14 protein-coding genes are annotated in these 10,992 nt (G+C 71.1%); 4 read left to right on the forward strand and 10 right to left on the reverse strand.

Annotated features, from left to right (window positions below; genetic code table 11):
• From PV721_RS35900 to PV721_RS35910, 3 genes are all read right to left on the reverse strand, one after another.
• Nucleotides 1-1,346 (reverse strand): NAD(P)/FAD-dependent oxidoreductase (locus PV721_RS35900; protein WP_319731861.1); only part of this gene is annotated, 1,346 nt, incomplete at its 3' end.
• The gene (locus PV721_RS35905) at nt 1,339-1,791 is read right to left on the reverse strand and encodes an SRPBCC family protein (RefSeq protein ID WP_319731863.1); all 453 of its coding nucleotides are present in this window, start codon (nt 1,789-1,791) and stop codon (nt 1,339-1,341) included. The genes PV721_RS35900 and PV721_RS35905, both read right to left, overlap by 8 nt.
• Nucleotides 1,792-2,085: 294 nt before the next feature.
• Nucleotides 2,086-2,475 (reverse strand): hypothetical protein, encoded by a 390-nt coding sequence (locus tag PV721_RS35910; protein ID WP_319731865.1) that lies wholly within the window; start codon nt 2,473-2,475, stop codon nt 2,086-2,088.
• Between the two features lie 176 nt (nt 2,476-2,651).
• On the opposite strand from PV721_RS35910, the gene PV721_RS35915 reads away from it, so the two are divergent.
• Together PV721_RS35915 and PV721_RS35920 are read left to right on the forward strand one after the other, a co-directional pair.
• Nucleotides 2,652-2,840, forward strand: a complete 189-nt coding sequence (locus PV721_RS35915; protein WP_319731867.1) for a DUF6381 family protein — start codon at nt 2,652-2,654, stop codon at nt 2,838-2,840.
• A 400-nt stretch (nt 2,841-3,240) separates the two neighbouring features.
• The gene (locus PV721_RS35920; RefSeq protein WP_319731869.1) at nt 3,241-5,001 is read left to right on the forward strand and encodes a SpoIIE family protein phosphatase; all 1,761 of its coding nucleotides are present in this window, start codon (nt 3,241-3,243) and stop codon (nt 4,999-5,001) included.
• A gap of 102 nt (nt 5,002-5,103) precedes the next feature.
• Here PV721_RS35920 and PV721_RS35925 read toward each other — a convergent pair whose 3' ends face one another.
• From PV721_RS35925 to PV721_RS35955, 7 genes are all read right to left on the reverse strand, one after another.
• The gene (locus PV721_RS35925; protein WP_319731871.1) at nt 5,104-5,334 is read right to left on the reverse strand and encodes a DUF6479 family protein; all 231 of its coding nucleotides are present in this window, start codon (nt 5,332-5,334) and stop codon (nt 5,104-5,106) included.
• Nucleotides 5,335-5,513: 179 nt separating this feature from the next.
• Complete coding sequence (locus PV721_RS35930) at nt 5,514-5,780, reverse strand: DUF4235 domain-containing protein (protein WP_319731873.1); 267 nt, start codon at nt 5,778-5,780, stop codon at nt 5,514-5,516.
• Entirely contained in the window at nt 5,777-6,151 is a 375-nt protein-coding gene (locus PV721_RS35935; RefSeq protein WP_319731875.1) for a DUF3618 domain-containing protein, read from the reverse strand. Before PV721_RS35935 ends, PV721_RS35930 begins: the two co-directional genes overlap by 4 nt.
• Nucleotides 6,148-6,561 (reverse strand): phage holin family protein, encoded by a 414-nt coding sequence (locus tag PV721_RS35940; protein ID WP_319731877.1) that lies wholly within the window; start codon nt 6,559-6,561, stop codon nt 6,148-6,150. Before PV721_RS35940 ends, PV721_RS35935 begins: the two co-directional genes overlap by 4 nt.
• A gap of 194 nt (nt 6,562-6,755) precedes the next feature.
• Entirely contained in the window at nt 6,756-7,802 is a 1,047-nt protein-coding gene (locus PV721_RS35945; RefSeq protein ID WP_319731879.1) for a YihY/virulence factor BrkB family protein, read from the reverse strand.
• Between the two features lie 79 nt (nt 7,803-7,881).
• Nucleotides 7,882-8,592 carry an alpha/beta hydrolase gene (locus PV721_RS35950; protein WP_319731881.1) on the reverse strand — a complete coding sequence of 237 codons (711 nt, stop codon included), beginning with the start codon at nt 8,590-8,592 and terminating at the stop codon, nt 7,882-7,884.
• A 91-nt stretch (nt 8,593-8,683) separates the two neighbouring features.
• The gene (locus PV721_RS35955) at nt 8,684-9,679 is read right to left on the reverse strand and encodes a magnesium and cobalt transport protein CorA (protein ID WP_319731883.1); all 996 of its coding nucleotides are present in this window, start codon (nt 9,677-9,679) and stop codon (nt 8,684-8,686) included.
• Nucleotides 9,680-9,863: 184 nt separating this feature from the next.
• Here PV721_RS35955 and PV721_RS35960 point away from each other — a divergent pair, with 184 nt between their 5' ends.
• Together PV721_RS35960 and PV721_RS35965 are read left to right on the forward strand one after the other, a co-directional pair.
• The gene (locus tag PV721_RS35960) at nt 9,864-10,487 is read left to right on the forward strand and encodes a flavodoxin family protein (RefSeq protein WP_319731885.1); all 624 of its coding nucleotides are present in this window, start codon (nt 9,864-9,866) and stop codon (nt 10,485-10,487) included.
• Between the two features lie 109 nt (nt 10,488-10,596).
• On the forward strand, nt 10,597-10,992 hold a 396-nt coding region (locus tag PV721_RS35965), incomplete at its 3' end, for a catalase (RefSeq protein ID WP_319731886.1).

Raw genomic sequence — 10,992 nt, forward strand, 5'->3', positions numbered from 1 at the left:
CTCTGGAGGGTGGTGGGGGCGAGGATCCGGCGGGCGCCGATCAGCGCACGGAAGCCCGGTGCGAACCGCTCCACCTGTGCTTCGACGCGCTCGGCCATGGCTTCCTGTTCGCGGGCGTCCCAGCGGCCGGTGATGCGGTCGGGTCCGGCGTCGGAGGTGATGCGTTGCGGGAGGTGGGTGTAGGCCCAGGCCGATTCCGTGCCGGCCGGTGAGCGGCTGGGGTCCGCCGTGGTCATCTGGCCGAACAGGGCGAACGGTTCCTCGGGGACCTGTCCCATGGCGATCTGCGAGGCGAACCTGGTCAGGCCGTCGACGCCGTCGGCCACGTGGACCGTCCCCGCTCCGGCGGCCTGCGGCGCCGTCCACGGCACCGGGCCGGTCAGTGCCCAGTCGACCTTGAAGGTCGCGAAGTCCCACTGGAAGCGTTCCAGGTCCCGCAGGAGGCGGGACGGAAGGTGTTCCTCGCCGACGAGGTCCCGGTACAGGGCCGGTGCTGACGTGTCGGCCAGTACGGCCCGCCGCGCGCTGATGTTCTCCCCGCCCGCGGTCCTCACCCCGACCGCCGTGCCACTGCGCACGACTACGGCCGCCACGCGTTCCCCGCAGCGCAGGACGCCCCCGCGGCGTCGGAGGCGGCTCACGAGGGCCGCGGTCAGGGCGCCGGAGCCGCCGACGGGGACCGGGAAGCCGTGGCTCTGTCCCAGCATCGACATCAGCCAGCCGAATCCGCCGCTGCCGACGGCTTCGGGGGCCAGGTCGGCGTGCAGGGCGTTGCCGGCCAGCAGGAGCCGGCCCCCGTCCCCTGCGAACTCCTCCTCGCCCAGGCGGCGGACCGGCAGGGCCAGGTTCCGGGCCAGCCGCAGTCCCCCTGCGGCGCGGAGTCCGACTGCCAGGCGCAGCCCGGAGCGGACCGGCGGGAAGGGCGTGAACAGGGCCTGCACCAGGTCCGGGCCGACACGGCTCCACACCTCGTACATGTCCCGCCAGGCGTCCGCATCGGCCGCTGCGAACGTCCCCAGCCCGGCTGCGGTCTCCTGCACACGGCGCTCCAGCACCGCGCACCGGCCGTTCTTCAGCGGGTGGGCCAGTACGGCCGGGGCATGGCTCCATCGCAGACCCTCGGCGGCGAGGTCGAGACGCGCAAGGACCGGGGAGGCGGCAGCCAACGGGTAGAAGGCGCTGAAGAGGTCCGACACGTAGTCCGGATGGACACCACGGTCGCTGCGGACCGCCCCGCCGGGATCCTGCTGCGCCTCCAGGACTTCCACGCTCCAGCCGGCGTCGACGAGCAGGTTCGCGGCCACCAGCCCGTTCGGGCCAGCGCCGATCACCACCGCGTCAGGCATGGCGGGCTTCTCCGTGCTCCTGTTCCACGATCCTGGCCAGGCGGGCCAGCATTCCTCGGTGCCGAAGCTGGAGCAGGGCTTCGACGGCGGGGTTGTGCAGGGCGCCGCCGATGCCGCGGAGGGGGTGCTCGTCGCAGACGACGAGGGTCTCCTCGCCCCACGGCCGGAGCTGGAGGAAGATCCTCGCCGTGCCCAGTGCCTTGAACGACGCCTCCAGTTCCAGCTCCCGGCCAGGCTCCCGGTGTCGGACCGTGGTCACCCCTTCGGTCGACCAGGGGCCCAGCCGCACGGTGTAGCGGAGCCGGGAGCCGACCTCCGGCCAGGCCTGGTCGAGCGGCGTGGACTCGGACGGGCCCACCACCCACTCCCCGTACAGGGACGGATCGGCGAGCACCGACCACACCGCCTGCGGGGACCCGTGAATCAGCTGGTTTCGGACGGCCATGAGCGAAGTCCTCCTGCCGGAACGAACGGGGTGCCGGGCTGCGGGCACCGAACAGCGCACCGACGGCATGCACTTGTCCCTCAGCCGGCAGTCGCCCGGCCGACGGCCGGGCGACCCGGACCCGTGGCGATGCCCCTCGTGTGCCCATGCCGAGCCGGCGCTCGTGCCCGGACGCGCCACGCCACCGGACTCCGCCTCTCGGTGCCTTCTTTTCGGCTTTCACGCGGCTTGGCGCCGGTCAGCGGCCCGCGGTCGGCGGCCCGGACGGGTCTGACGGCTCCTCGGCGGTCCGCGCTATCCGCCGCTGCGCTTGCCCGGCGGGTCCTGGGGGTCCACGCCCGTCGAGGCGGAAGCGTCCTTCGTTCCGCTGGGACGCTGCGACCGGCCCCGGCGTCCCAGGTCGTGCATGCCCTGCTCCCCGGAGCCCTTGCCCTGGTCCTCCCCGCGCGTGCCCCTGCTCTTCACCGGTTTGCCGTGGGGGTTTCCGGCCTCTTCCTTGGAAACCGTCCGGCCGGGGCCCTTGTCCGGGGCGTACTCGTCCGGGTGGAAGGAACGGCGGGCGCTCGGGTTGTCCTGCTGACGGGTCTCGTCCACGTCCGGCGACCAGCCGTGCTGCTTCGTGCCCTCGTGGCGACTCGGACCCTTGCCGTGGGCGGGCTGGGACGGCTTCGGCTGCTTGGTCATGGCCTGGCCTGCTGTCTCTCTAGGGATGGGCGCACGGGTACAGGCGCCTCTACCGCTGTCCTGCCATCGTCCCACCGTTCGCCATGGTGGTCGCGTCGGATCCGAATGCTGCGGTGGCACGACAGCCCTCCCGCTGCTTGCCTGGGGGGATCCGCACCCCGATCCGAGGAGTGATCATGAGCGGCGACAGCCAGCGGAGCAAGCAGGTCCAGCAGATGCGCGACAAGGCTCAGGAGCTGGAGCAGGCGGCACAGCACGCCACTGATCCGGCAGAGCGACAGCGGCTGAAGGACAGGGCCCTGCGCATCCGGGAGAAGGCCGAGCAGGAGTACGGCAGGGGCAGCGGAACCATGGACCCCATGTAGACCGGCTCACGGAGCTCGAGGTCCCACGGCGGCGCCGGGCGCGGCACTGGCCGGGAGGCCGCTCTGTCAGCGTCAGGGCCGGCACGTACCCTCCGTGCCGGTCCAGCCTTCGCCGGACGCGCCGAGGCCGGCCGACGTCAGTTCCCCCGCAGTACCTCACGCCTACCTCGCGGTCGGCCGCCCGTCGCTGCGGGAGACGCCTCCTCGGCCGCCCGCCGCTCCTGTCGCCCGATGACCGGCCGGGCAGCCCCCCGCTGGCCTAGGATGCCGTTGAGGGCTTCGGGACAGCGCGACCGGAGGGCAGATGGCGGAACAGGGCCGGGAATCCGGAGTGGAACCGGGCAGCGCACGGCGGCGGGCCTTGAGGCTGGCCGGTCTGTCGGCGGCTTCCGATGCCGGGATGGACCGGTTCGCCCGGCTGGTTTCACGACTGCTCCGCGTGCCCGTGGCCTTCGTTTCGCTGGTCGAGGAGGACCGGCAGGTTCTGCCCGGACTGTTCGGTCTGCCGGAGCCCTGGGCGGGGAGCCGGACGCTGCCGCTGTCGCATTCCCTCTGCCGGTACGTGGTGGCCACCGGGCAGCCCTTGGTCGTGCCCGACGCCCGCGCCGACGACCGGCTCCGGACCCACCCCGCCGGCGGGGACCTCGGGGTCGTCGCGTATGCCGGAACGCCGCTGACCGACGCCGACGGGCTGGTCCTGGGCTCCCTGTGCGCCATCGACCACGAGCCGCGGAGCTGGGGTGACGGCGAGCTGACCGACCTGGAGGATCTGGCCGCGGCCTGCTCCGCCGAGCTGTGCCTGCGCATCCTTTCGGCGCAGAGCCGGTCCGTACAGAAGGTGCTGGAGACCGCGCGCTCCGCCGCCGAGCGCGCCCGGGGCGACGCACAGCGCCTGGAGCAGGAGGCCCAGGCCGGCATGGACCATGCCGAGCTGCTGCTGAGGGCGTCGGAGGAGCTGGCCCAGACGTCCGGGCTGGAAGACGTCCGACGACGGCTGCGGGACCTTTTCGTCGGCGCCGGGAAGCCCTCGTACGTCGGCCTCCTGGTCGCCGACAAGGACGAACTCCACCGGGTTGCCGACCCTGACACCGAGCACTCGGTGGAACGGGAGGTCCTCACCCTGCCCGTGAGCGCGGCGTTCCCGAGCACCCGGGCCATGCGGGAGCGGCGGGCGGTTTTCGTGCCCGACCGTGAGGCGCTCGTCGCCGATTACAGCCCCGAGGCGGTCGGCTTCTTCGACCGCATGGGCTTCACCACCGTGCTGTGCCTGCCTCTCTGGGGCAGCCGCGCCCTGCTGGGCGTACTCGCGGTCTGCTGGGCCAAGCGGCACGAGGTGGGCGTCGCCGAGCGGGCCACGCTCACCGCCGCCTCCGGTTACATCGCGCAGGCGGTGGAGCGCGCCCTCTACCTCGATGAACGCATCTCCGTGGCCCGGCAGCTCCAGGAAGCCATGCTCACCGATCTACCGCTCGCCGACCACGTCGAGATCAGCGCCCTGTACCAGCCGGCTGCGGACGGCGAAATGATCGGCGGGGACTGGTACGACGCCTACCGCCTGCCGTCCGCCACGCCCGGCGGTGAGCCCGGAGCACTCATGGTCACGGTGGGCGACATCACCGGCCACGACATGCACGCCGCCACGATCATGGGGCAGATCCGCAGCATGCTGCGGCAGGCCACGCTCGACCACCCCCCGTACAGCCCTGCCACTGCGCTGACCGCCCTCGACGCGGCGTGCTCGGTCCTGCCGATAGACGCCAGCGGCACGCTGGTCCACGCCCGCCTCGACCTCGCCGAGGGCGGTCCCGGCTGCACGCTGACCTGGTCCAACGCAGGCCACCCGCCGCCGCTGCTGCGTACTCCCGACGGCCGGGTGACCACCCTGGTGGAACACGACATCCTCCTTCACCGGGGCCTCGGGCCGTACCACCGCACGGAGGCCCGGCGCGAGGTTCCCGCGGGCTCGACGCTGTTGTTCTACACCGACGGGCTCATCGAACGCAGCGGCCACGACATCGATGCCTCCATTGCACAGCTCGTCGCCCTGCTCGCCCGCCACGGTGACCGTCCGCTGTCCGAGCTGATCCACCGGATCAGCAACAGGCCGGCGGACCCGGCCCCCGGAGACGACGTCGTCGTGCTGGCGCTGCGCGTGCCCTGACAGCGCTGCCACAGCGCTCTTCCGCCGCACTCGTCCTCGGCCTGGTCGGAATGTCTTGGCCGGAATGTTCGGCAATACCGGCACCGCACCGCGCCTCGTTGCTCACACGCGGGGCCCCTGGTCGCCGGCGTCTCCGTCCGGCGTCTGCCAGGAGTCCTCGCGCTGCTGCGCCACCGGATTCTGCTCGGCCGGCCGGGCAGGGGCCCGGCGCCGCGCGCTGCGTCGGCTGCCGTACCAGAACGCCCCGAGCAAAAGGACGACCACCACGACGCCGGCGAACATGAGAAAAAGCGCTCCTTGGCCTTCGGCTGCAAGAATTTCGGTAGGAATCATGACTGGCGCCTACCCGCATTCGCCGGGCCTATCAGTCATGTGCCTGGAATGCCACGACAGAAGGGGCGCCGGCCACCGGGGCACCACGCACCGGACCTCCGACGGCCACGGCGCGGCGCCCCTGTCCCGCTGGTGCAGCGGTGCCGGTCCGCGCGGGAAGGGGGCGCCATCGCGGTGGGTCAGCCCGGCCAGGCGCCCGTCACGCGACGGGTCGCCACGGCACCCGAGCGGTCGACCGCGGCCTTGACCACGGCGAAGATCGCGCCCTGGATGGCGGCGGCGATCAGGATCTGCTTCCAGGAGCGGTCCTCGTCCGTGGCACTGGGAGTGTCGCCGTCACCTTCGACGATCTTCCAGACCTGCTTGAACGCGGCCCCCGCGATCAGGCCGCTGACGGTGCCGAGGGCCAGCCCCACCGGCCTGTACGCGACCTTGGACGCTTTCATCGGCTTCGACGGCTGCGCCGCACCATCAGGAGGACCACCAGAGCCACGCCGGCCACGAGCAGCGGCGTGCGGTTGGCGCGTGCCACGCTCGCGGCCCGGCCCGCCCTGTCCCGAACCTGCTCGGGCGTCGTGTCGTTCACCAGCTGCGCCGCATGGTGGGCCTTCGCACGGATCTGGCCGGCGACCACTGCGGCCTTCTCGGCGGCCTGTTCCTTGACGGCGGCCGTCTTCTCCTTCGCCTGTGCCTTGATGTCGGCCTTGCCCGCCAGTGCCTCGATGGTCTGTCCGAGTTCGTCTCGGGTGCGCTCGACCTGCTCGCGCAGCTCGTCGGGCGTGGGCGTGCCGATATCGGTTCGGGGCTCGTTGGTCATCGGTGCACCTTCTCCTTGATCTCGGCCAGGTCGGCCTTGACGCTGTCCATGGTCTGCTCCGGGACGGGGGCGCCGGCCTCGGCGATCTGCTTCTTCCCTGCCATGGCGGTCACCGCGGCGACCAGCGCCAGCACTGCCGTCACGATCAGGGCCGCCGCCCACAGCGGGAGTATCAACGCGAGGGCTGCGATGCAGGTTGCGGTCAGGGCTTGGGCTGCCAGCATTCCGATCAGGCCCGCCGCGCCGAAAAGGCCGCCGCCCTTCCCGAAGCGCTTCCCCTTCTGCGCCATTTCGGCCCGAGCCAGGTGCATTTCCTCGCGGACCAGTTCCGAGATCTGCTGGGAAGCGCGCGAGACCAGCACGCTCACGGATTCCTCGGAGCTGTGGGTGTGCCGCTCTATCGTGCTCATGCGGAGTCTCCCCTTCACGATGCTCACGCTGTTGTCGTGGCGCGCCTACCCGGTAAACGAACGAGCACCCACCCCGCGAGCAGATGCTTCCGCGCACGCAGCGGCGTCAGAGCAGCCCGCCGGGACGCGCCGCCGTCGCTCCTGCCGGCCGTGAGCGTCCGCATGCGGCCACTTCATGCGGCCACTTCATGCGGTCACTTCTCCATGCGGCGGCGGTCCTGGTCGCTCCAGGCGCGGGTTTCGCGGGGCCGGACATAGGGCTCCTCGTCCTCGGGCAGCCCTCCGGCGATCGCCCGCTGGCGAGCCAGTTCCGCGTCGAACTCGAGCCCGAGGAGGATCGCGAGGTTGGTGATCCACAGCCAGACCAGGAAGACGATCACACCGGCGACCGTGCCGTACGTCTTGTTGTAGGAGGCGAAGTTCGCGACGTAGAAGGCGAAGCCGGCCGAGGCGGCCATCCAGATCCCCAGGGCCAGGAAGCTGCCCGGTGTCACCCACCTGAATCCGCGGCCCGCGGCGTTCGGCGCCGCCCAGTACAGGAGCGCGATCATGATGGTGACGAGGAGCACCAGGACCGGCCATTTCGCGATCGCCCACACCGTCAGGGCGGTGTCGCCGATGCCCAGGGCGGTGCCCGCGCGCCGCGCCAGGCCGCCGGTGAAGACGACGATCAACGCCCCGGCGCAGGCGAGGACCATCAGCGTGACGGTGAGCGCCAGGCGCAGCGGCAGCACCTTCCACACCGGCCGTCCCTCGGGCATGTCGTAGACGGCGTTCGCGGAGCGGATGAAGGCGGCCACGTAGCCGGAGGCCGACCACAGCGCCACGACGAGTCCGACCACCGCCATGAGCGAGCCGATGCCGCTGCGGCCCTGCAGCTGCTCGACCGCGTCTCTGATCACGTCCCGCGCGGAGCCGGGCGTCAGCTGCTGCAGGTCGTCCAACAGCCGCGCGGTCGTCGACTCCCCGGCCAGGCCCAGCAGGGACACGAGGACCAGGAGGGCGGGGAAGAGCGCCAGCACCCCGTAGTAGGTCAAGGCTGCGGCGCGATCGGCCAGCTCGTCGTTCCGGAACTCCTTCACCGTGCCGCGCAGGACTGCTTTCCAGGAGCGTGCGGACAGGTCCGAAGGCTGGTCCGGAGCCCGCTCCTCGACCAGCTCGCCCGGGCCCGCGACGGCCTCACGCCGGGTTTCGGCGCGCTCACGGTCGCTGCCCTGGCCTCGGTCCGGTGGCAATGTCATACCCGGCGGGTATCCACCTCAGCGCCACTCATGCCTGGACTACGATCCGAGCCTGCCGGCGTAGTTCGATCCCGGTCTGCTACCGGACCCGTCGAGTGCTTGCGACTCCTTCGTTCGGCCCGGGCGGGGTGCGGGGGGGGGCGACCAGTTCCAGTACGAGTTCCACGATGAGATCGGGGCGTCCCACGAACGGGGAATGGCCCGTCTGCCACTCGCGCACGTCGGTGCAGCGCGAGGCCATCCTCCGCTGGAGGCCCGGGTCGATGGCCCGGTCCAGTGCACAGACGACGTAGGTTGAGGGAGTGTGCTTCCAGCTGTGGCGCTCCGGGACTCCTCGTCCGCAGCCGGGGGCTTGCGCACGGAGGAGGCCAACCGCCCGCGCGGCGAGGGGTTCGGGGCAGTCGCCGTAGAGGGCGTCGATGGCCCGGTCGGGGTGCAGACGGGTCGAGCCGTCGGGCTCAGGGACTATTGCGTCCTGGAGCTGTGGGGACGCACCGCCCATACCAGCCGCGCTCTCGCCGACGTCCAGCACGAAGGCCGCCAGATAGACCAGGTGTCCCGCTCCGTGCACCCCTGTGATCACTGACCCTCCGTAGGAGTGACCGAGCACGACCGGGGGCTCCGGCAGTACCTCGATGGCGGCCTGGACGGCAGCTGTGTCAGCGGACAATGAGCCCCGGTGGAGTTCAGGAACGACAACCTCGGTTCCCGCGGTCCGCAATCGCTTCGCCAGCACGGCGAAGTGCTCGGGACGGTGATACAAGCCGTGAACGAGCACCACAGCGGCCAACTCGCCCGCCTCCTCAGATCGACACCAGGCCCGTGAGCCTAGCCCCGAAGCACGGCCCCGCCATTACCTTGATCCATTTCCGATGCACGGCCTAGAGCCAGCCGTTGCGGCGGAAGGCGCGATACAGGCAGCCCGACGCCGTCGCCATGAGGCCGACGGCGAGTGGGTAGCCGAAACTCCAGCCGAGCTCCGGCATGTGCTCGAAGTTCATTCCGTACACACCGGCGACCATGGTGGGGACCGCGAAGATCGCGGCCCAGGCGGAGATGCGCCGCATGTCGTCGTTCTGCCAGGTGCCGACTCGGGCCTGCTGCGCGTCGAGAACCGAGTTGAGCAGTTCGTCGAGCGTCCGCACTTCGGTGTCGGTGCGGTGCAGGTGGTCGGCCACGTCGCGGAAGTAGGGCAGCACCTTCGCCGGACGCTCTTCCTCGGCCAGGCCGCTCAGCAGGCCGGGCAGCACGGGCACCAGCGGCTGTACGGCGTCCCGGAACTCGCGTACCTCTCGTTTCAGGGAGTAGATCTCCTCGGTGTGGTCGACGCGGGAGGACGAGAAGACGCGGTCCTCGAGCCGGTCGAGCGCGGCGCGCACCGTCTCGGCGGCCTCGCCGTAGGCGTCGACGACGACGTCCAGGACGGCGTGCAGAACCGACAGCGGGCCGAAGCGCAGCATGGACGGGTCGGCCTCCAGCCGGCGGGCCGCCTCGGCTGTCGGTTCCACCTCGCCATGACGAACGGTGAGTACGAAGCGGGGCCCGACGAAGAGCATCAACTCGCCCGTCTCCACCGCCGCTTCCTCCTCGACGTACCAAAGGGTCTTCAGCGCGACGGCCAGTACGTCGCCGAAGCGCTCACGCTTCGGCCGCTGGCGCGCCTGAACGGCGTCCTCCACTGCCAGACGGTGCAAGCCCAGTTGCTCGGCCAGCTGCACGAGCTCTCCCTCGGCCGGGTCGACCAGACGCACCCAGCCGAATTCGCCGTCGCCCAGCCCGCGCAACCGCTTCAGCACCAGTCGACAGGCCTCGTCATCAAGGCCGCACTCCACCGTCTCCGACCGGCCCGACCGCTCCTCGTACACCACGCATTCCATACGCCGCGCATGCTTCGGAACCCCGATTTCATGCGCGCCGGCGGGCCGCTCGCGTCGGCTCGCATCGCGGTCATGCCACGTGCGGACGGCCTTCCGCAGCTTCCGCACCTGCGCGGACTGAGCCAAGGGGGATGAATCGCCTCGCTTGCGACATCAAAGAGGGGCGTGCGGGTAGCCGGACACCATGGACTCCAACGATCACACCCCGCTCCGCGCCGTCGCGCTCGTCTGCACGCTGTCCCCCTCCCCCGCTCCGTCGAGTTCCCAGTTGCTGGCCGAGCAGACCATGGCCGCCCTCGCCGAGCACGGCGTGACCGGAAAGACCATCCGGATCGCCGACCACGACGTGAGGCCCGGTGTGCAGACGGACATGGGCGACGGCGACGCCTGGCCGGAGATCCGCGACACCATTCTGGGCTGCGACATCCTGATCCTCTCCACGCCCATCTGGCTCGGCCACCCGTCGAGCATCGCCCAGCGGGTCATGGAGCGTCTGAACGCGGACATCTCCGAGAGCGACGACGAGGGCCGCATGCTCCCCTACGGCAAGGTCGCCGCGGTGTGTGTCGTCGGCAACGAGGACGGCGCGCACAAGGTCAGCGCCGACCTCTTCCAGGGCCTCAACGACGTCGGCTTCTCCCTCGCCCCGAACGCGGTCACCTACTGGGTCGGCGAAGCCATGCAGGGCACCGACTACCAGGACCTCGACAAGACCCCCGAGAAGACGGCCGGCACGACGGCCACGCTCGCCGCGAACACCGCCCACCTCGCCCGCCGCCTCAAGGCCGCGCCGTACCCGGCGACCTGACCTGCGGCTTCGCTCCTGCGCCCACAGCGCGAGAGCGGGAGGTCAACGGCCCTCGTCGAGGCGCCGCTCTCGCCTGTCCACCACATCGGCGACCCCGAGGAGAACGATCATGCCGAAGCGACCGTCATCAACCGGCACCGCCAAGAACGGGCTGCCGGGCACGCCCGGGCCGGAGTCTCCGCCTCTGATCGAGCCGACGGAGCCCACGCAACCGCTTCCTCCGAAGGCGGACCAGGAAGGGCCGGAGACCGTGAGTCCTACCGGGCAGGCCACCGGGGCGGAGCAGGCGCGCGTGGCGCAGAGCGGCACGTACCTCACGACCGCCCAGGGGGCCCGGCTCTACGACACCGATCACTCGTTGAAGGCGGGAGCGCGCGGGCCGGTTCTTCTCCAGGATCACCATCTACGCGAGAAGATCATGCACTTCGACCATGAGCGGATTCCCGAGCGGGTGGTCCATGCGCGTGGCGCCGCCGCTCACGGTGTCTTCCAGAGCTACGGCACG

Origin of the sequence: Streptomyces sp. MB09-01, from assembly GCF_033794505.1 — a bacterium.
Classification (GTDB): Bacteria; Actinomycetota; Actinomycetes; order Streptomycetales; family Streptomycetaceae; genus Streptomyces.